Origin of the sequence: Leclercia sp. UBA1284, assembly GCF_002308415.1 — a bacterium.
In the GTDB taxonomy this organism is placed as follows: domain Bacteria; phylum Pseudomonadota; class Gammaproteobacteria; order Enterobacterales; family Enterobacteriaceae; genus Enterobacter; species Enterobacter pneumoniae.
Window position 1 is genome coordinate 284,213 of the sequence record NZ_DBUS01000009.1, and the last position, 18,602, is coordinate 302,814.

The 18,602-nt window shown below is 55.5% G+C and carries 19 protein-coding genes and 1 tRNA gene; 6 read left to right on the forward strand and 14 right to left on the reverse strand.

Annotation, left to right across the window (positions count from 1 at the left end):
- Positions 1 to 40: 40 nt before the first annotated feature.
- From B3511_RS19935 to B3511_RS19945, 3 genes are all read right to left on the reverse strand, one after another.
- Positions 41 to 604 (reverse strand): fimbrial protein, encoded by a 564-nt coding sequence (locus B3511_RS19935; RefSeq protein WP_286791407.1) that lies wholly within the window; start codon positions 602 to 604, stop codon positions 41 to 43.
- 591 nt (positions 605 to 1,195) lie between these two features.
- Positions 1,196 to 1,271 (reverse strand) — tRNA-Phe (locus B3511_RS19940).
- Positions 1,272 to 1,366: 95 nt separating this feature from the next.
- Positions 1,367 to 2,077 carry a DUF554 domain-containing protein gene (locus tag B3511_RS19945; protein ID WP_040074057.1) on the reverse strand — a complete coding sequence of 237 codons (711 nt, stop codon included), beginning with the start codon at positions 2,075 to 2,077 and terminating at the stop codon, positions 1,367 to 1,369.
- Positions 2,078 to 2,476: 399 nt separating this feature from the next.
- Between B3511_RS19945 and B3511_RS19950 the strand changes: the two genes are divergently transcribed.
- Positions 2,477 to 4,612, forward strand: coding sequence for an ornithine decarboxylase (locus B3511_RS19950; protein ID WP_286791408.1), 2,136 nt, complete (start codon positions 2,477 to 2,479; stop codon positions 4,610 to 4,612).
- 36 nt (positions 4,613 to 4,648) lie between these two features.
- Here the strand turns inward: B3511_RS19950 and B3511_RS19955 are convergent, their stop codons facing one another.
- The 4 genes from B3511_RS19955 to mutY all read right to left on the reverse strand — a co-directional run bounded on the left by B3511_RS19955 (position 4,649) and on the right by mutY (position 8,633).
- Positions 4,649 to 5,908, reverse strand: a complete 1,260-nt coding sequence (locus B3511_RS19955) for a nucleoside permease (protein ID WP_040074059.1) — start codon at positions 5,906 to 5,908, stop codon at positions 4,649 to 4,651.
- A 242-nt stretch (positions 5,909 to 6,150) separates the two neighbouring features.
- The gene (gene mltC / locus B3511_RS19960; protein WP_233800956.1) at positions 6,151 to 7,230 is read right to left on the reverse strand and encodes a membrane-bound lytic murein transglycosylase MltC; all 1,080 of its coding nucleotides are present in this window, start codon (positions 7,228 to 7,230) and stop codon (positions 6,151 to 6,153) included.
- Positions 7,231 to 7,281: 51 nt separating this feature from the next.
- Complete coding sequence (locus B3511_RS19965) at positions 7,282 to 7,554, reverse strand: oxidative damage protection protein (protein ID WP_040074062.1); 273 nt, start codon at positions 7,552 to 7,554, stop codon at positions 7,282 to 7,284.
- A 26-nt stretch (positions 7,555 to 7,580) separates the two neighbouring features.
- A complete protein-coding gene (mutY, locus tag B3511_RS19970) occupies positions 7,581 to 8,633 on the reverse strand; it encodes an A/G-specific adenine glycosylase (RefSeq protein WP_286791410.1) in 1,053 nt (350 codons plus the stop codon).
- A 144-nt stretch (positions 8,634 to 8,777) separates the two neighbouring features.
- On the opposite strand from mutY, the gene trmB reads away from it, so the two are divergent.
- Genes trmB through B3511_RS19985 form a run of 3 tightly spaced genes read left to right on the forward strand, consistent with a single transcriptional unit; the run spans position 8,778 to position 10,595 of the window.
- Positions 8,778 to 9,497, forward strand: a complete 720-nt coding sequence (trmB, locus tag B3511_RS19975) for a tRNA (guanosine(46)-N7)-methyltransferase TrmB (RefSeq protein ID WP_040074065.1) — start codon at positions 8,778 to 8,780, stop codon at positions 9,495 to 9,497.
- The gene (locus B3511_RS19980) at positions 9,497 to 9,823 is read left to right on the forward strand and encodes a YggL family protein (RefSeq protein WP_040074066.1); all 327 of its coding nucleotides are present in this window, start codon (positions 9,497 to 9,499) and stop codon (positions 9,821 to 9,823) included. Before trmB ends, B3511_RS19980 begins: the two co-directional genes overlap by 1 nt.
- 52 nt (positions 9,824 to 9,875) lie before the next feature.
- Entirely contained in the window at positions 9,876 to 10,595 is a 720-nt protein-coding gene (locus B3511_RS19985) for a DUF2884 domain-containing protein (RefSeq protein ID WP_046887155.1), read from the forward strand.
- Positions 10,596 to 10,793: 198 nt separating this feature from the next.
- On the opposite strand, the gene B3511_RS19990 is transcribed toward B3511_RS19985, so the two are convergent.
- From B3511_RS19990 to B3511_RS20015, 6 genes are all read right to left on the reverse strand, one after another.
- Positions 10,794 to 11,132 (reverse strand): endonuclease domain-containing protein, encoded by a 339-nt coding sequence (locus B3511_RS19990; RefSeq protein WP_286791413.1) that lies wholly within the window; start codon positions 11,130 to 11,132, stop codon positions 10,794 to 10,796.
- 63 nt (positions 11,133 to 11,195) lie between these two features.
- Positions 11,196 to 12,338, reverse strand: coding sequence for a radical SAM family heme chaperone HemW (hemW, locus tag B3511_RS19995; protein WP_212476524.1), 1,143 nt, complete (start codon positions 12,336 to 12,338; stop codon positions 11,196 to 11,198).
- On the reverse strand, positions 12,331 to 12,924 hold the full coding sequence (locus B3511_RS20000) for an XTP/dITP diphosphatase (protein ID WP_286791414.1): 594 nt from the start codon (positions 12,922 to 12,924) through the stop codon (positions 12,331 to 12,333). Before B3511_RS20000 ends, hemW begins: the two co-directional genes overlap by 8 nt.
- 3 nt (positions 12,925 to 12,927) lie before the next feature.
- Positions 12,928 to 13,224, reverse strand: a complete 297-nt coding sequence (gene yggU / locus B3511_RS20005) for a DUF167 family protein YggU (RefSeq protein ID WP_286791415.1) — start codon at positions 13,222 to 13,224, stop codon at positions 12,928 to 12,930.
- Positions 13,221 to 13,787, reverse strand: a complete 567-nt coding sequence (locus tag B3511_RS20010; RefSeq protein ID WP_046887150.1) for a YggT family protein — start codon at positions 13,785 to 13,787, stop codon at positions 13,221 to 13,223. Before B3511_RS20010 ends, yggU begins: the two co-directional genes overlap by 4 nt.
- Positions 13,788 to 13,808: 21 nt before the next feature.
- Entirely contained in the window at positions 13,809 to 14,510 is a 702-nt protein-coding gene (locus tag B3511_RS20015) for a YggS family pyridoxal phosphate-dependent enzyme (RefSeq protein ID WP_286791417.1), read from the reverse strand.
- A 17-nt stretch (positions 14,511 to 14,527) separates the two neighbouring features.
- Between B3511_RS20015 and B3511_RS20020 the strand changes: the two genes are divergently transcribed.
- Positions 14,528 to 15,508 (forward strand): type IV pilus twitching motility protein PilT, encoded by a 981-nt coding sequence (locus tag B3511_RS20020; protein WP_286791418.1) that lies wholly within the window; start codon positions 14,528 to 14,530, stop codon positions 15,506 to 15,508.
- Here the strand turns inward: B3511_RS20020 and B3511_RS20025 are convergent.
- Positions 15,505 to 17,763, reverse strand: coding sequence for an FAD-dependent oxidoreductase (locus tag B3511_RS20025; protein ID WP_286791420.1), 2,259 nt, complete (start codon positions 17,761 to 17,763; stop codon positions 15,505 to 15,507). The two genes, B3511_RS20020 and B3511_RS20025, sit on opposite strands and share 4 nt — an antisense overlap.
- 65 nt (positions 17,764 to 17,828) lie before the next feature.
- Here B3511_RS20025 and B3511_RS20030 point away from each other — a divergent pair, with 65 nt between their 5' ends.
- Complete coding sequence (locus tag B3511_RS20030; protein ID WP_046887146.1) at positions 17,829 to 18,524, forward strand: IclR family transcriptional regulator domain-containing protein; 696 nt, start codon at positions 17,829 to 17,831, stop codon at positions 18,522 to 18,524.
- The last annotated feature ends 78 nt before the right edge of the window (positions 18,525 to 18,602 follow it).

The following is an 18,602-nucleotide window of genomic DNA, read 5'->3' on the forward strand; positions in this document are numbered from 1 at the left end:
GTATTTAGCAAAGCCTGCCAGCGGCAGGCTTTGTTGGCTTTTAGTAGGAGACCGTGAAGACGGAGGTGCCTTTAATATCACCTGCAGTGACGCCGTTTGCCGTTTTCACGTAAGTTGCTTTGTAGCGTACCAGGGTAGGGGCACCCGGCGTAAACGCGACCGTTTTAGTGCTTGAGCCGTCAAGTTTGATGCGGCTATTGTCATAATTGACGAGGGTGATTGCCGCATTGCGGGCTGGGTTAGTGGTAATTTCGTTGACCAGGACATTATCCATCGCAGCATTGAAGTTACCTGACATACTTACCGTCAGATTCCCCGTAAAATTACGTCCTCCGGTTTTGCAGTCCTGAATGGTATAGAACACGTCCTTCGCAAATGTCATTGAAGGGGCGTTGACTGCCAGTTTTTCAAGTTCATTCGCTCTAATATCGTCGAGCCTGACGGTATTACTGGTTATGGCGCCGCCCGGAGTAATATTACAGGATTCAGTGTCATCAATGACAATGCCGTCAATCACAACCTGAGCCGTATTCCCTGCGGCCATAGCCGGGACGCTCATCACCGTCGCTACGGCAATAATAGCGGCTTGAATATTTTTATTCATTTACAAAATCCATATTTAATTTAATGAAAATTCCTGAGGCAAATAGAAATGATCACGCTGAAATTTCCTGGTGATACAAACTGAATTTGCTGTTCTGCTTTTTCGCAAAAATAATATTACCTTGCCCTGAGCCTGACCTGAAGTGATTTTCATAAACGGAAAGCTATTATTCCCTTAAAGGGGTGGATTAGGAATTTATTCGGCTGGGATTCATCTCGGCAATATATTTATTTTTTTGTGGTCCTGATTAATATGTTTCATAATTAACCTGAGCCATTTCTATAAATAATATTATAAAGGGTTATTGTTTATTTTTTAGATTTGCAGGCTGAATGATTTAAGTGCTGCGGCGAATAATCGAACGGAGTTCGATGAAGAGTCCGGCTTCAGAAAGCAAAAACCCAGCCATAGGCTGGGTTCTTCTGAATAGTGGTGCCCGGACCCGGACTAACGCTGAAAGCGTTGAACAGCGCGCTTGTCACGCTGGCCCCGAAGGGGTGAGCCGCCTGCGGCGAATAATCGAACGAAGTTCGATGGAGAGTCCGGCTTCAGAAAGCAAAAAACCCGCCATAGGCGGGTTCTTCTAAATAGTGGTGCCCGGACTCGGAATCGAACCAAGGACACGGGGATTTTCAATCCCCTGCTCTACCGACTGAGCTATCCGGGCAACGGGCCGCATTAAACCCGATCCGCCCATTCGCGTCAACGAAATTTGTTGTTTTCGCTACAGACTGCACACTCTCTCGCCAGATTGCTGCGAACTCAGGCAAAAAAGGCCGTCCACAGGGCCGAGAGCGGCATAGCGATGATCAACGCGGGAAGCATATTCACCACGGCGAACATTTTAATGCCGCAAATCCGCAACCCGGTTGCCAGCAGCAGCAGGCCACCCACGGCAGTAAAATCGGCCATCATCGCGGGAGTGGTGAGCGGCAAGATGAGCGTGGCACAGGTCGCCAGAGCAAGCTGAATCAGCAACATCGGCACGCTAATCGCCGCCACGGCGATACCCAGCGTGGTGGCAAAGATGGTGGCGGTGAAGAAATCGAGAAACGCCTTAGCGATAAGAATGCTCGGGTCGCCGGTCATCCCCTCCTGCATCGAGCCAAAAATACCGGTGCCGCTGGCGCAGAAGAGAATAATGATTGCCACATAGCTCTGAATAAATGAATCGTGCGCGCCGGCGGCGTTCTTGCCGCGCGAGATCAGATTTTTGGCTTTGCCGACGGCGCCGTTAATACCTTTTTCCAGATAGCAAAATTCGCCGATCAACGCACCGAGCAGGGTCGCCAGCACCATCACCGGCAGGTTGGCGCACTTGATGACCAGCAGAATGCCGATACCCAGCGAGGCCAGACCAAAAATCGACGGCATGGAGGAGCGAATACGCTCAGGTAAACGCTGGCTTAAAACCGCGCCAAGCACGCCGCCCAGCAGCACGGCACTTGCATTGATAAAGGGGCCGATAACCAAAATGGACTCCTGTTAATTACTCATTGATATTGCATTATTATTACTCTTTTCAGAGAGTAATCGCCAATTCTTAGCCGCTTTTCTGCATAAGGATTCTTCCTTGCGCCCCCTGGCGAAAGGTGACATTATTGCGCGAATTTTCTCCTTCAGGATACGGGGCCGCCTATGAATATGTTGTATGTCGCTTTGCGAATGGCTGGCCGTATCTCCGCTTTCTCCTCTATCCTCACCATGCGGTGAGGGTATCGCACGCTCGCTGCAGGACAGCAGTAAAATCAGACATGTTCTGCTTTTACTGATGTCTGGCGGTCGGAGCTGAACTCCGGTCAGACACATTCGTTGGGCAGGGTTGTCACCCTGTCCGGGGCTTTTTCTCGCCTTTAACGGGTATTTGCGCTTATGAAAACAATGAAAATTGCCGTCAGCCGCGAGCTGGTTTCCGCCTTGTCCACGCACCGGGAAGTGGTGACGCTGGATAACACCGATTTTACGGATGTGGCGGCAGTCGTCATTACCCTCGCTGATAGTCACAGCGGTATCCTGGCCTTACTGAAACGCACGGGGTTCCAGCTACCTGTATTTATGTTCTCGCAAGAGCCGCTGGATGCGCCTGCCGGGGTTGCCGCCGTCATCGCGGGTAAAGCGCAGGAGTGGCTGGAGCTCGAAAACGCCGCCTGCCGCTACGAAGAGACGCTGCTGCCGCCGTTTTTCGACACCCTGACCCAGTACGTTGCCATGGAGAACAGCACCTTTGCCTGCCCTGGCCATCAGCACGGTGCCTTCTTTAAAAAGCACCCGGCCGGGCGTCAGTTCTTCGACTTTTTTGGCGAGAATCTCTTTCGCGCCGATATGTGCAACGCCGACGTCAAACTGGGCGATCTGCTGATCCACGAAGGCTCGGCCAAGCATGCGCAGAAATTCGCGGCAAAGGTCTTTAACGCCGACAAAACCTACTTCGTGCTGAACGGCACCTCTGCCGCTAACAAAGTGGTGACCAATGCGCTGCTCACCCGTGGTGACCTGGTGCTGTTTGACCGCAACAACCATAAATCAAACCATCATGGAGCGCTGATTCAGGCCGGTGCGACGCCGGTCTACCTGGAGGCGGCGCGAAACCCGTTTGGCTTTATCGGCGGGATTGATGAACACTGCTTTAACGATGACTATCTGCGTAAATTGATTCGCGAGGTGGCACCGGAGAAGGCGAACGATGCACGTCCGTTCCGCCTGGCGGTGATCCAGCTCGGCACCTACGATGGCACCATCTACAATGCTCGTCAGGTCATCGACAAAATTGGTCACCTCTGTGACTACATCCTGTTTGACTCGGCATGGGTCGGTTATGAGCAGTTTATCCCGATGATGGCTGACAGCTCACCGCTGTTACTGGAACTGAACGAGAACGATCCAGGTATTTTTGTCACCCAGTCGGTGCACAAGCAGCAGGCCGGGTTCTCGCAAACCTCGCAAATTCACAAAAAAGATAACCACATTCGCGGCCAGGCACGCTTCTGCCCGCATAAGCGCCTGAATAATGCCTTTATGCTGCATGCCTCTACCAGCCCGTTCTATCCGCTGTTTGCCGCGCTGGATGTGAACGCCAAAATGCACGAAGGGGAGAGCGGACGCCGTCTCTGGGCTGAGTGCGTCGCGCTGGGTATTGAAGCGCGTAAAGCGATCATCGCCAACTGCAAAATGATACGTCCGTTTATTCCGCCGGAGGTAGGCGGGCGACCCTGGCAGGACCATCCCACCCACGCGATTGCCAGTGAACTGCGCTTCTTTAGCTTTGAGCCGGGAGCAAAATGGCATGGCTTTGAGGGCTACGCCAGTGAGCAATACTTTGTCGATCCCTGCAAGCTACTGCTGACCACTCCCGGCATCGACGCGCAAACCGGGGAGTACACCGACTTCGGTATTCCGGCGACTATTCTGGCGCACTATCTGCGTGAAAACGGGATTGTGCCGGAGAAATGCGACCTCAACTCAATCCTCTTCCTGCTCACCCCGGCGGAGAGCGCAGATAAGATGGCGCAGCTGGTGGCAATGCTCGGCCAGTTTGAACAGCACATTGAAGACGATACGCCGCTGGCGGACGTGCTGCCCACTATCTGGCAGAAGTATCCGGTGCGCTACCGCGACTACACCCTGCGTCAGCTATGCCAGGAGATGCACGATCTGTACGTCAGCTTTGATGTTAAAGATTTGCAAAAAGCGATGTTCCGACAGGAGAGCCTGCCGTCGGTGGCGATGAATCCGCAGGATGCTAACCAGGCGTTTATCCGCGGCGACGTGGAGCTGGTGCGTATTAGCGAAGCGGAAGGGCGTATCGCTGCTGAAGGGGCGTTGCCTTATCCACCGGGCGTGCTGTGCGTTGTGCCTGGCGAAGTGTGGGGCGGGGCGGTACAGCGTTACTTCCTGGCGCTGGAAGAGGGGGTTAATCTTCTGCCCGGCTTCTCACCGGAGCTACAGGGAGTCTACAGCGAAAAGGATGCGGACGGAATTAAGCGGTTGTACGGCTATGTGCTGAAGTGATGCACAGCCCCTCTCCCGCGGGAGAGGGGCAACATCTTACGAGTGTGCGATGGGCTGAACGCCATCCGCAGTACGAACATGTTTGTATTTGAACAGAGCCATGAAGGCAAAGAACAGCACCACGGAGTAACCGGCGAAGATTAGCCATACCGGCTGCCAGTCGGTAATGCCGTTAGTGGTATACATCTCCACAACCTTACCGCTCACAATCCCGCCGAGAATACAGCCGAAGCCGTTGGTCATCATCAGGAACATCCCCTGCGCACTGGCGCGAATTTCAGGGCGAACCTCTTTCTCGACAAACACGGAACCCGAGATGTTGAAGAAGTCGAAGGCGCAGCCGTAGACAATCATCGACAGAACCAGCAGCACGGTGCCGAAGGCAGACGGGTCACCGTAAGCGAACAGACCAAAGCGCAGCATCCACGCGGCGATACTGATCAGCATCACGTTCTTGATGCCATAGCGGCTCAGGAAGAATGGGATAGTCAGGATAAACAGCGTCTCGGAGATCTGCGAAATCGACATCATTACCGACGCGTGTTCAACGATAAAGCTACCCGAGAAGAGCGGATCGTTATCAAAGCTGTGCAGGAACGTATTGCCGAACATGTTGGTGATTTGCAGTTCAGCGCCCAGCAGCATCGAGAAGATAAAGAAGATCGCCATGCGTTTGTTTTTGAACAGCGCAAACGCATCCAGACCGAGCATGCTGCTCCAGCTCTGGTTTCTCTGCTGGTTGGAAACCGGAATATGCGGCAGCGTCAGGGTGAACAGCACCAGCAGTACGGAGAGCGCCGCGCCGATATAGAGCTGCATATGGCTCAGTTCGAACCCAGAGAAGCTCACCGCCCACATCGCCATGATAAAGCCGATGGTGCCCCAGATACGGATTGGCGGGAAGTCGGTCACGATATCCATACCTGCCGTTTTCAGGCGATAGTAGGAGATAGAGTTGATCAGCCCAAGCGTTGGCATATAAGCCAGCGAGTTAAGCAGAATGACCGCAAACATCGCCCCAGGCGTGGTCACCCCGGCCGCCATAAATAGCGTTGCTGCGCCTACAAGGTGACAGAGTGCGTACAACCACTTCGCACTGATCCACTTATCCGCCACTATCCCCAGCAACGTCGGCATAAACACCGCCGCGATACCGAGCGAGCTGTATACCGCCCCGATGGATGCGCCATCAAATTTCAGCGTGACAAACATGTAGGAGCCGAGCGTGGTTAGCCAGCTCCCCCACAGGCAGAACTGCAGAAATGACAAAATTTTAAGCTGCAGCTTAAGGTTCATGTTGCTTTCCTCACAAGTGAGCGGGCTAATTGTTAGTGTGTAAACATTCAGGGGGGGCTATTTGGTGCAATTCTATCAGTGGACGGCCTGATGTTTTGTTACCTCCCGCAAAAAAATGCAATCCTCATTAATTTGCAGTTTGGATTGTGATGCAAATAACATTTTCGTATGGCAGGAGGGCGTTGTGGCGTCCGCCTCACCCTGCCACAGGGAGACGGGGCAGGGTGAGAGGAAAGTGTGGACTAACGACGACGATAGTTTTTCTGCGCCGTATTCACTTTGTAAAGATAGCGACGGGATTCACCGGACGGATGGCGGGTGGTCAGGGTTTGATAGACATCGCCTGGCGCCATGCTGTTGATGATATTCGCCGCCTGTATCTTATCGCTGGAGAAGACGCGCAGCACGCTGCCCGCACCGCCGTTGTAGGCGGTGATCACCGCATAACGACGCGACGTAGGGTTATCAATGCCGCTCAGGTAGACATTGTTCAGCATCGCCAGGTAGGCGGTGCCGGTATCAATGTTACTGGCAGGATCGAACAGATAGCTACGGCTCGGCGTACCCGATTTCCCCTGTGAACGGAACACGTCTTTCCCGGCGCTGTGCTGCACAACCTGCATCAGACCCAGCGCGTCGGAACGGCTGACGGCATAAGGGTTAAACGAGGATTCAGTCTGCATAATCGCGAGGATCAGCGACTCATCGACGCCATACTTACGCGACGCCTGACGCACCATACCGATGTACTTATGGGCACGTTTATCGAGGTGGTTCGGTACCAGATTGATGGTGACGCTGTAGATGATTTTCAGGCCGTTGGTGCGGCTCTTCATGCGCGTTTGTAACAGATAATCGGCGAAGTTCGAGGCGCGACCTTCCCAGCGAATCGGCTGGCCGGTCTGGTCCACCACCTGGCCGTACAGGAACGGCTCTTTAGAGATGGTGATGTCGTCGGCATCAGAGTAGAGATCGATAGTGCCCGGATCGTCACCCATCAACAAGGTTTTGATGATGGCCTGACGCAGGCGTGCCGCAGGTTCAGTGCCTGCAATGGTTTCAATCGTGATCGTACCGTCATCAAAGTTGATGTGGCTACGGGTCTGATACGCGTCGGTATATTTAACGTAATCTTTCGGTCCGGCAATCAGGACCTCGTTAAATCCCCAAATATTTTCAATGTTATGGGCAAACTGCCCCATCAGAATGTCAAAACCGTTAGTGTCTTTTATCCAGGCTTCGTTATAGCTATCGCCTTTATTTTTCGAGGAACAAGAAACAAGCAACGGCGCAACAAGGGCTAGCGCTAAAAATTTTTTCATCATTCCGGGAGTGCGTGTTGTGAGCAGTGAAAAGGGCCATCTGGCCCTTCATTATTTTTCCGGCGGCGTATAGCCTTCGATGTGAACATCCTTACCTTCGAACAGGAAGTTGATCATCTCCTGCTCCAGTAATTTACGATGTTCAGCGTTCATCATATTGAGCTTCTGCTCGTTGATGATCATGGTCTGCTTATGCTGCCACTGCGCCCAGGCTTCTTTGGAGATCTCGTTATAGATGCGCTTACCCAACTCGCCTGGATAAAGCTGGAAGTCTTGACCCTCTGCGTCACGTTGCAGGAAGGTGCAAAAAATTGTTCTGGCCATAATCATTCCTCTTTGTCGTGCCGGGGCTACGCTGATGCCCCAACACGTAATTGCTGTAACAAGCGCTCTACAGGTGCCGCCAGTCCCACTGACGGTGGCTGCGCTAAGTTATACCAGAGACCGGTTCCCTCATCCATGCACGCGGTGAATGAGGACACAGGAAGCCACATTGGCACAATATCCAGATGGAAATGGCTAAAGGTGTGGCGAAACGCGGTTAACTGCCGAAGATTATCGGCATTAATCTGCCGATCCGCCAGCCAGGCGCGCAGCCCGGCTTCGTCGGCAAACTGCGGGAAACAGAACAATCCACCCCACAGCCCGCTCGGCGGACGCTGGGCCAGGAAGACGTTCTCATCATGCTGCAGCAGCAGAAAATAGCCGGTGCGCTCTGGCAGCGTTTGCTTAGGTTTTTTGCCAGGGTAGTTAGCCCATGAATGGTTGGCATAGGCTACGCAGAGGTTATTAACCGGGCAAAGCTCGCACTTTGGTCTGGAGCGGGTGCAGACCATCGCCCCTAAATCCATCATTGCCTGATTAAACTGCTCAACCCCTTTGGCCGGCGTCACCGCGTCGCTTAACGCCCACAGACGCTTTTCGACCTCTTTTTTTCCGGGCCAGCCGTCAACGGCGTAGCAGCGAGCGAGCACCCGCTTAACGTTTCCGTCCAGTATTGGAAAATGTTTGCCCAGCGACAGGGAGAGTACCGCCCCGGCGGTGGAACGCCCGACACCGGGCAGCGCCGCAACCTCGTCAAAGGTTTCCGGGAACTTACCCTTATGGAGCGTGGCAACCTGCTGAGCGGCTTTGTGCAGATTACGCGCCCGGGCGTAATAGCCAAGCCCGGTCCACAAATGCAGCACTTCATCAAGGGGGGCATTCGCCAGATCGGTTACCGTTGGGAAACGCGCCATAAAGCGCTCAAAATAGGGGATCACGGTGGCGACCTGCGTTTGTTGCAACATCACCTCAGAGAGCCATACTTTGTAGGGCGTTTTTTCAATTTGCCAGGGCAGGGTTTTACGCCCGTATTTGTCGTACCAGTCCAGCACCTGGGCTGAAAATTGAGAGGCTTGCATGGTCTTCGATTCGCGATATCAGGGGGGCGAATTGCAGCACAGCGGCAATCAGCTGTAAACCGGATCTTTCCCATGCTTGCATAGATGCCTTAACTTTGGATAATGCCCGTTTCCCGAACATACTCACAAGCAGACTACTCTTTTATGAAAAACGACGTCATTTCACCGGAATTTGATGAAAACGGCCGCCCGCTGCGCCGTATTCGCAGCTTCGTCCGCCGTCAGGGGCGCCTGACCAAGGGTCAGCAACATGCGCTGGACAACTACTGGCCGGTGATGGGCGTTGAGTTCAGCGAGCAGCCTGTCGATTTTGTCGAACTGTTTGGCCGCGACGCGCCCATCACCCTGGAAATTGGTTTTGGCATGGGCGCTTCGCTGGTCACGATGGCGAAAGCGCGCCCGGAACAAAATTTCCTCGGTATTGAAGTGCACTCACCGGGCGTGGGCGCATGTCTGGCTACGGCCCATGAAGAGGGTGTCGAAAACCTGCGTGTGATGTGCCACGATGCGGTAGAAGTGCTGCACAAAATGATCCCTGACAACTCACTTAACATGGTTCAGCTCTTTTTCCCTGACCCATGGCACAAGGCGCGTCATAATAAACGTCGCATTGTGCAGGCACCCTTTGCTGAGTTAGTGAAGAGTAAGCTTAAACTGGGTGGCGTTTTCCATATGGCGACCGACTGGGAAGCCTATGCAGAACATATGCTGGAAGTCATGTCGGGGCTCGACGGGTATAAAAACCAGTCGCAAAGTAACGACTACGTGCCGCGTCCGGACTCCCGGCCGGTAACCAAATTTGAACAGCGTGGCCATCGTCTTGGTCACGGCGTATGGGACTTAATGTTCGAGAGGGTGAAATAATGGCAAAGAACCGTAGCCGTCGTCTGCGTAAGAAAATGCACATCGACGAATTCCAGGAAGTAGGTTTTTCCGTTGCATGGCGTTTTCCGGAAGGCACCAGCGTAGAACAGATCGATAAAGACGTTGATGCGTTTATCGAAGAGGTTATCGAACCTAACCAGCTGGCCTTTGATGGCAGTGGCTACCTGGCGTGGGAAGGTCTGATCTGCAAACAAGAGATCGGCCGTTGCACGGAAGAACATCAGGCTATCGTCCGTAAATGGTTAGAAGACCATAAATACGAAGAGGTACGCATCAGCGAACTTTTCGACGTCTGGTGGGACTAATTAAACATAAGGGGCCAGCATTTGCTGGCCCATTTTGTCTGAGGGAGTTTTTATGATGCGCAAAACGCTGCTGGCAGCGGCACTGATGGCAAGCGCCTTAACGGCGCATGCGGAATATAAATGTGAAGTGACGCCGCGTGACGATGTAATCCTGAGCCCGCAAACCGTGCAGGTGAAAGGCGAGAACGGCAATCTGGTCATTACCCCGGATGGCAGCGTCATGTTTAATGGCAAACAAGCGAGCCTGAGCGCAGCCCAGCGTGAGCAGGCGAAAGATTATCAGGCCGATCTGCGCTCCGCGCTGCCGTGGATCGACGACGGCGCCCGTACCCGCGTAGAAAAGGGCCGCGTGGCACTGGACAAGATCATCGCCAAAGAGGTGGGGGAGAGCAGCAACATGCGTACCCGCCTGACCAAACTGGATGCCCAGTTGAAAGAGCAGATGAACCGCATCATTGAACGCCGTCCCGACGGCCTGACCTTCCACTACAAAGCTATCGACCAGGTGCGTGCCGACGGCCAGCAGCTGGTGAACCAGGCGATGGGCGGTATTTTGCAGGACAGCATCAACGAGATGGGCGCAAAAGCCGTGCTGAAAGGCGGCGGAAACCCGCTGCAGGGCGTGCTGGGTAGCCTGGGCGGATTACAGACTTCGATTCAGAACGAGTGGAAGAACCAGGAAGCGGATTTCCAGGCCTTCGGCAAAGATGTCTGTAAACGCGTGGTGTCGCTGGAAGAGAGCAGGAAGGCGCTGGTAGGGACGCTGAAGTAAGTTCAGTGCACGCTGGGCCCCTCACCCTAACCCTCTCCCCAGGGGAGAGGGAATGGTTTGCTCTCTCACCTCGCAGGCGAGGTGAGAGGACGCCGCCTTTGCAATATTTCAAAGATGGCCTCTAACACAGCCTCTCTGTCGTTTCAGAATGCATGTTTGATCCCGGCCATAAAAGTTCCCTCTCCCTGTGGGAGAGGGTTAGGGTGAGGGCAACAGGCATCGCAATCGTTGCAAAATAGCGACCAGCACCTCCTCTTCATTTACCCTGAACTCATTGTTCCAGAACCGTATCACTTCCCAGCCGTTAGCCTTTAAAAAAGCCGTTCTGCGTAAGTCATACGCTTCTTCATCCTGATGCTGCCCGCCATCTAGCTCAATAATCAGCTTGGCTTTAAAACAGACAAAATCCACGATGTATGCACCAATCGGCATCTGGCGGCGAAACTTATAACCAAAGAAGCGGCGACCTCGCAGTAAATACCAGAGGCGTAATTCTTCGGGTGTCATTTCCTTGCGGAGTTGTTTTAATTTATCCATCCCCACACTCTGCCAGCCTTTTCTTCAGCTGGCAGAACGTGATGCAAAATCCGGAAGCCGTCTTCAGGAATCTTCGGCGAGGAACAGCTCGAGAAGGGAGTTTAAGAACAGTTTGCCGTGCTCGGTGATCTGCCAGTATTCATCACATTCGGTGAGATACCCCTGCGCCAGCGCCTCGTCGATCTGCGGGCGGATCACCGACTCCGCCAGCCCGGTATAGCGCGAGAACTCCGCGCGCGGTGCGGCTTCCAGCAGGCGGAAACGGTTCATAAAGAACTCAAACGGCTTATCCGCTGCCTCGACGTCGTGCTGACGCTCCAGATAGCGGCCTTCCATATACCCGCGCGGATGGCGCGTTTTAGCTGTACGCAGGATGCGGCCATCCGGGAAGGTCACTTTGCCGTGCGCGCCGCAGCCTATCCCCAGATAATCGCCAAAGCGCCAGTAGTTCAGGTTGTGCTGGCACTGGTAGCCCGGCTTCGCATAGGCGGAGGTTTCGTACTGCTGATAGCCCGCAGCGGTCAACAGCTGATGGCCTTGCTCGAAGATATCCCACAGCGCGTCGTCATCCGGCAGTACCGGCGGACGAGAGCCAAACAGCGTGTTTGGCTCAATGGTCAGCTGATACCAGGAGAGATGCGGGGGATTAAGTTCGATCGCCTGACGCAGGTCATCCAGCGCTTCGTCGAGCGACTGGTCCGGCAGTCCGTGCATCAAATCAAGGTTAAAACTGCGAAGGCCAAGCCCCGTTGCCAGATGCGCGGCGCGCTTTGCCTCGTCCGGGCCGTGAATACGCCCCAGGCGCTTTAATTTCGGCTCGCTAAAGCTCTGCACGCCGATGGAGATACGGTTCACCCCTGCACGCTGATACTCGACAAAACGGTCGGCCTCCACGGTGCCGGGGTTGGCTTCCATCGTAATTTCAGCATCCGCTGCCAGGTTCAGGCGCGCACGCACGCCGTCCAGCAGCGTTTGCATCGCCGGGCCTGAAAGCAGGCTCGGCGTACCGCCACCAATAAAAATGGTCTTAACTTCACGTCCCTGTGCGTAAGGTACATCGGCGTCCAGGTCGGCCAGCAGATGCGCAACGTAATCATCGTGCGGCACTTCGCCCTTCAGCGCGTGCGAGTTGAAATCGCAGTACGGACATTTCTGCACGCACCACGGGATATGAATATAAAGACTCAGAGGTGGCAAATTAGCCATTACGTAATACTTCCAGTAACAGTTTCAGGGCGCGTCCGCGGTGGGAAATCGCGCTTTTCTCTTCGCGGGTCAGTTCCGCAGCGGTTTTGCCCTCAGACGGGACAAAGAAAATCGGGTCGTAGCCAAAGCCGCCGTTGCCTGCCGCCTCACGGGTAATTACGCCCGGCCAACTGCCGTGACAGACAACAGGCGTGGGGTCTTCAGCATGGCGCAGATAAACCAGCACGCAGTGGAACTGCGCGGTGCGCTGGTCGTCAGGCACATCCTTCAGGGCAACAAGCAGCTTTTCCAGGTTTTGCTGGTCGGTGGCATCTTCACCATAGTAGCGCGCGGAGTAGATCCCCGGCGCACCGCCAAGATAATCGACGGCCAGACCGGAGTCGTCAGCAATGGCCGGCAGGCCGGTAACCTGAGCGGCATGGCGCGCTTTCAGAATGGCGTTTTCGATAAAGGTCAGGCCCGTCTCCTCGGCGGAATCCACGCCAAGCTCGGTCTGAGCGACCACGTCCAGCCCAAAATCATTTAAAAGCGAGGCCAGCTCGCGCACTTTACCGGCATTACCGGTAGCGAGAACAACTTTCTGCATGGTTTAGTCCTGTTCTGTCAGCGCCGCGACTTCCGTCGGGATATTTTGCGGGTTGAGGATTTTTACCTGTTTATGCCGCCCCAGTTCACCTTTTTCAATGATGACCTGGCTTTTGGCGACGCGAAACTGTTTAGCCAGATATTTGGTCAGATGCGCATTGGCCTGGCCATCAACCGGCGGGGCGGTGATGGCGACTTTTATCTCGTCGCCATGCAGCCCAACAATGCTGTCGCGGCTGGCTTTCGGCTGAATATACAGCCGTAAAACCAGCCCGTCAGCGCAGCGGCTTACGGCACTCATAGCGCCATCCACAGCCCCGGCAGCAGCATGTTACCCGTCGCCTGTAACAGCTCGGCGATCCCCATGTTGGCCACGTACAGCAGCAACACAAGGATCATCGGCGAAAAGTCGATCCCGCCCATGGACGGCAGCAGGTTACGGATCGGGCGAAGTAAGGGGTCTGCCAGCTGGATCAGGGCAAACTCTACCGGGCTACGGCCCTGGCTTACCCAACTCATGATCGCCATCAGCAGCAATACCCAGAAGATGAGCAGGCCGATGGTCTTCAGCAGGATCAGTACGGCGGCAATCCAGATGATAGGCTGGAAGCTGACCACCATAAACAGCACGATGGCTTTGATAAAGCAGAGCACCAGTGCCACTAGCAGCGATGCGCTATCAATCGGCCCCATCGGAGGGATAACACGGCGTAGTGGCCCAATGATCGGCTGGGTGATTTTAACGACAAATTGTGAAAAGGGGTTGTAGAAATCACAACGCGCCCACTGCATCCATACGCGCAGCAAAAGCACCATCGTATAGAGTTCAATGACCGTCGAGAGCAGGAAAGTCAACGTCTTCATGGCGTTCCTCAGGTTTCCTTATTATTGGGTGTAGTCGCGCGCACCGAAAATGGCTGTGCCGATGCGCACCATGGTACTGCCTGCCGCAATGGCGGCGTCCATATCGTCCGTCATGCCCAGTGAAAGCGTGTCGACGGTTGGGTAGCCCGCTTTGAGCGCCTCAAATGCTACAGCCATTTGCTGTGCCACGGCAAATTGCCTGTCGTAATCCGCTTCCGGCGCCGGGATCGCCATCAATCCACGCAGCTGGAGTCCGGGCAACTGCGCCACGGCCTCTGCCAGTGCATCGAGTTCTGAAAGCGCGATTCCTGACTTGCTGTTTTCATCACTAATATTGATTTGAATCAGCACGTTAAGTGGAGACATTTCGGCTGGACGCTGCTCGCTAAGCCGCGTGGCTATGCGCAGACGATCGACCGTATGGCACCAGTTGAAATGTTCGGCGACAAGGCGGCTTTTGTTCGACTGCAACGGCCCAATAAAGTGCCATTGCAGATCGCTTCTGCCCGCATCATGGAAATGGCGGATTTTTTCTACCCCTTCCTGAACATAGTTTTCGCCGAATGCGCGCTGGCCTGCGTCAATCGCTTCTGCGATGTCGCTCGCAGGTTTGGTTTTGCTGACTGCAAGCAACGTAACTTCTTCTGAAACACGGCCGCAACGCGTTGCTGCGGCTGAGATTTTATCCCGGACCTGTGCCAGGTTATGCGCAATGTCGTTCATTTTCCGAGGAGATTCGTGTGGATATGGAAGAAATTGTGGCCCTTAGTGTAAAGCATAATGTCTCGGATCTACACCTGTGTAGTAATGCGCCACCGCGCTGGCGACGCCGTGGAAAGATTGAGCCAGCCCCTTTTCCCCCGCCGGATGTCGCCGCGCTGCTTAATGGGTGGCTCAGCGAAGAGCTGCAGGGCGAGTGGATTGCCCGCGGGCAGGTCGATTTTGCCCTCACGGTAGGGGAGGCGCATCGCCTGCGCGCCAGTGCCTTTGCCCACACGCAGGGCTGCTCCCTTGCGCTGAGGCTGCTGCCGCACTGTTGTCCGCAGCTACGCGCGCTGGGTACGCCGCGTACGATGCCGGAGCTACTGGCGAACGATAACGGCCTGATACTGGTGACCGGGGCAACGGGTAGCGGAAAATCGACCACGCTGGCCGCCATGGTCGATTATCTTAATTGCCACAGCGACGGGCACATTCTGACGCTGGAAGATCCGGTGGAATTTATCCACCAGAGCAAGCGCTGTCTGGTGCAGCAGCGCGAAATAGGCTTACACAGCCGCACCTTCGCCGAGGCATTACGTGGCGCATTGCGTGAAGATCCCGATGTGATTTTGCTGGGGGAATTACGCGACAGCGAAACCATTCGTCTGGCGCTCACCGCCGCCGAGACCGGGCATCTGGTATTGGCGACGCTCCATACGCGCGGCGCATCGCAGGCCATTGAACGGCTGGTCGATACCTTTCCCGCGCAGGAAAAAGATCCGGTGCGTAACCAGCTGGCAGGCAGTTTGCGTGCGGTACTGGCGCAAAAGCTGGTTAACGATAACCAGGGCGGGCGAGTGGCGCTGTATGAGCTGTTGGTCAATACCCCCGCGGCGGCGAACCTGATCCGCGAGGGCAAAACGTACCAGTTGCCCGGCGTGATTCAGACCGGGCAGCAGATGGGGATGCAGAACTTCGACCAGAGCCTGGCCGAGCGCCGCGCCCAGGGCCGGGTTTAACGGACGTTCAGGGAGTAGACCGCCGGAAGTGCGCCTGCGGTGGCAAGGATCTCCAGTTTGATCTCTTGCACCCTGAGCGGGTGCGCAAAACGGTGCTCACAGACGGAGTGGTGATTATCTGTTACTTCAGCGAGCAGGACGTTATCTCCCCACAGGCGATAATGGGTTATGCAGTGCGGCGTAATGGCCCGGTGATGGCCCATCTGCACGCTCTCCATTGCGTTGTCAAAATCGTTATCCTGCACCAGCGTCAGGTGGGTAATCTCCTGCGGATTGGACCATCGCCATACCACCTGCGGTGCAGGGTCATCAGCCGCGGGAGACCAGGCGTTGGCTTGCTGTTCCGGGCGCAGGCGGCCATTCAGCAGGTTTTGCCTGCTGTAGCACTCCAGCGGCGTATCCAAACGGATGGCCGGGAAGATCTGTTGCGGATGACGGCGCGGCAGCCAGAAGTCAAACTCATCCACGCCATAATCGCCATCCGCCACCTGGCGAGTATGTTTCGCGACCCGTGCGTTCAGACTATTAAAGACGGTCATCAGCCCAGGCAAATGCGTATCCGTCAGCGCTATCTCAACCTCTTCGCTGGCGCTGAAGGCGACAAAAACGTACTGATCCCGGTCACTCTGCCAGTCGAAGTTGCAGGTGTAATCGCCCTCTTGTCCGACATCCAGCGTCACCCCGGCGTAGCAACATTCTGGCGTAAAGTTACCGCTCTTTTCGCTCCCCAGCAGGGTAACCGTGAGCGGCTGCGGTCTGCGGGTGCGCAGCGTAAAGGTCATGGCAGGCAAGGTGCCTCCACGACGAACGGGCAACAGTATTGCCATGCGCGCCGCCAGGGAGTGCCACTGACCATTTGGCGACAGCGCGCGGAGGAGATACTCGCTGCTGGTGGTGACAGTAGCGCCTTTTGCCGGGTCTTCCAGCCACTGGCGCGGGATGTAACAGCCCGTCGTCTGCAACCGCTGCTGCAGTTCACCAATGCGGCCCGGCTGCGCAAGCGCCTGCGGCGTCAGCTGATGACGATGACAGAGCGCCGCTGCGCGGCCCACCACCTCCCCCAGCAGGCCGCAGGTGCACATCACCCTTGCGCTGCCAAAGGCAACATGCGACGCAGAGATCAGCCTGCCGGTCAAAAACAGGTTGTCCAGAGAGCGGCTGTAGAGCGAGCGAAAGGGAATGGTGTACGTCCCTTTACTGTGGAACTGTCGGCAACCATCGTGTGTACTGTACACCCCGTCCGCAGGATGCAGGTCGATAGACCAGCCGCCATACGCCACCGCGTCGTAATGGTCGCGCTGTTCAATAATGTCCTGCTGGCAGAGCAGATGATCGCCCATAAACCGGCGGCTCTCGCGCTTGCCGGGGATCGCGCCCACCCACTCGATAGTCAGGTTGTCCGCATCGGGGAATTCGCCCGAATTTTTAATATAGTTCCAGACCCCCCAGACGATTTTCCACAGCTCCCATTTGATGGTCTCGCTCTCATGAACGGTGTCGAGGCGGCCTCCCCACTCAAGCCACCACAGATCGCAGCCGTTGAGGGTCGAGGTCAGTCGCTTATAACGAGGGATGGCGGTGATGTCGTCAAGCGCAAAGGAGGGGGGGACAAAATTTACCGGCTCAGCGGTGCGCTTAGTGTAGAAATAGATCGAGTGCCCGAGCTTGTGTCCAAAATGCTCCCCTGGGGCCATTTTCTCCCCCAGTTCATCCGGCGACTCGGCCCCTTCGCGATACTCAGCCCCCGCCAGAAAGCCCAGGACGCCATCCCCGGTGGCATCGCAAAACTGGCTTGCCGTTACGGTATAAAAGGTTTCATTGATGGCATTGAAGGCTTTGACGGCGGTCAGGCGAGCCTGCTCTTGGGTGATCTCATATACGGCGGTATTAAGCAGCAGGGTCAGACCCGGCTGACTTTTAGCGAGGTCGAGCAGCACCAGGTCAAACATCACCGGGTTCCCCTCTTTGTTTCGCCAGAGGTTCTCCTCCATGATCTCACCCATGATGCCGCCTTCACGCGCCCAGCGGTTATTGTTGCCCATGTGCGAGGTGGCGCCGTTTGCCCACAGGCGTACTTCGCTGGAGGCGTTGCCCCCTAATACGGGGCGGTCCTGAATGAGTACGACCCTGAGCCCCTCCCGGGCTGCCGCCAGGGCCGCGCACAGCCCGGCCAGGCCACCACCTGCCACCAGCAGGTCAGCTTCCAGAGAGGTGCCAGGAAAGGTTCTGGCCTCGCGTTGGGGATAGATATTCATTACCTTGTATCCTTCTGAACTGGCGGTAGAATCGACTCACTTTTCGACACAAAATGAACGTGGCTATGTCATCACAACCGAACCAAAGCCTTATTGAGGGCATTCGCTGTCTGCAGTATCTGGTCTCCAGTGGTCGCGCTATTGGCTGCCGGGAGCTGGCGCGTCTGATGGGCATTAACACCACCCGCGTTAACCGTCTGCTGATGACCATGGCTTCTATTGGCCTCACCATGCAGGATGAACAGCGTCGCTATCTGCCGGGGCCTGGGATCCACGCGCTGGCGGCGCAGGCGATACGTGGCTCAGAGCTCTTCTCTCGTGCGCTACCGGCGCTGGAACGCCATGCCCCGCGCGATATCGTGGTGGCGTTAGGAGTATTGTGGGAAGACCAGGTCATCTATATCTGGCACTCCGTTCCCGGCAGTCAGGCGACGCAGGCGCTGGCCGGCTTTCATATGCTCCCTGCCTGGCGCTCGGTCATCGGCATGTCACTGCTGGCTGCCGAGAGCGACGAGGCCTTGATGGCGCGCTTTACCCCGGAACAGTGGCAGAACCTGGCACCGCATGTGGCTCAGCAACGCGAACAGGGACAGGTTGTGTGGCACCATGACGATGGCGAAGTCTCCATGGCCCGGCCCGTCGGCGAACATCAGGCTGCACTGGCCTTTGCCGGGATGTGGAACCCTGATGAACAGACCATTCAGACTCGCCTCGAGCAACTGGATACGCTTAACCAGCAGTTGCTGCAAAAATCACCTTAATGTTTCTTTTATAGAAACATTAATCAGAAAGCAAAAAAGGGCCGGCTGAAGTGTGATGGCGATCGAGATATTGTGCGC

What these genes read in the sequence shown, in the direction of transcription:
- B3511_RS19965 (WP_040074062.1), bottom strand. Translation starts at nt 7,554, where the DNA reads ATGGCCAGAACAATTTTTTGCACCTTCCTGCAACGTGACGCAGAGGGT.
- yggU (WP_286791415.1), bottom strand. Translation starts at nt 13,224, where the DNA reads ATGAGTGCCGTAAGCCGCTGCGCTGACGGGCTGGTTTTACGGCTGTAT.
- mutY (WP_286791410.1), bottom strand. Translation starts at nt 8,633, where the DNA reads ATGCAAGCCTCTCAATTTTCAGCCCAGGTGCTGGACTGGTACGACAAA.
- B3511_RS19985 (WP_046887155.1), top strand. Translation starts at nt 9,876, where the DNA reads ATGATGCGCAAAACGCTGCTGGCAGCGGCACTGATGGCAAGCGCCTTA.
- B3511_RS20030 (WP_046887146.1), top strand. Translation starts at nt 17,829, where the DNA reads ATGTCATCACAACCGAACCAAAGCCTTATTGAGGGCATTCGCTGTCTG.
- B3511_RS19955 (WP_040074059.1), bottom strand. Translation starts at nt 5,908, where the DNA reads ATGAACCTTAAGCTGCAGCTTAAAATTTTGTCATTTCTGCAGTTCTGC.
- trmB (WP_040074065.1), top strand. Translation starts at nt 8,778, where the DNA reads ATGAAAAACGACGTCATTTCACCGGAATTTGATGAAAACGGCCGCCCG.
- B3511_RS20025 (WP_286791420.1), bottom strand. Translation starts at nt 17,763, where the DNA reads ATGAATATCTATCCCCAACGCGAGGCCAGAACCTTTCCTGGCACCTCT.
- mltC (WP_233800956.1), bottom strand. Translation starts at nt 7,230, where the DNA reads ATGAAAAAATTTTTAGCGCTAGCCCTTGTTGCGCCGTTGCTTGTTTCT.
- B3511_RS19950 (WP_286791408.1), top strand. Translation starts at nt 2,477, where the DNA reads ATGAAAACAATGAAAATTGCCGTCAGCCGCGAGCTGGTTTCCGCCTTG.
- hemW (WP_212476524.1), bottom strand. Translation starts at nt 12,338, where the DNA reads ATGGCTAATTTGCCACCTCTGAGTCTTTATATTCATATCCCGTGGTGC.
- B3511_RS19935 (WP_286791407.1), bottom strand. Translation starts at nt 604, where the DNA reads ATGAATAAAAATATTCAAGCCGCTATTATTGCCGTAGCGACGGTGATG.
- B3511_RS20015 (WP_286791417.1), bottom strand. Translation starts at nt 14,510, where the DNA reads ATGAACGACATTGCGCATAACCTGGCACAGGTCCGGGATAAAATCTCA.
- B3511_RS19990 (WP_286791413.1), bottom strand. Translation starts at nt 11,132, where the DNA reads ATGGATAAATTAAAACAACTCCGCAAGGAAATGACACCCGAAGAATTA.
- B3511_RS19980 (WP_040074066.1), top strand. Translation starts at nt 9,497, where the DNA reads ATGGCAAAGAACCGTAGCCGTCGTCTGCGTAAGAAAATGCACATCGAC.
- B3511_RS20010 (WP_046887150.1), bottom strand. Translation starts at nt 13,787, where the DNA reads ATGAAGACGTTGACTTTCCTGCTCTCGACGGTCATTGAACTCTATACG.
- B3511_RS20000 (WP_286791414.1), bottom strand. Translation starts at nt 12,924, where the DNA reads ATGCAGAAAGTTGTTCTCGCTACCGGTAATGCCGGTAAAGTGCGCGAG.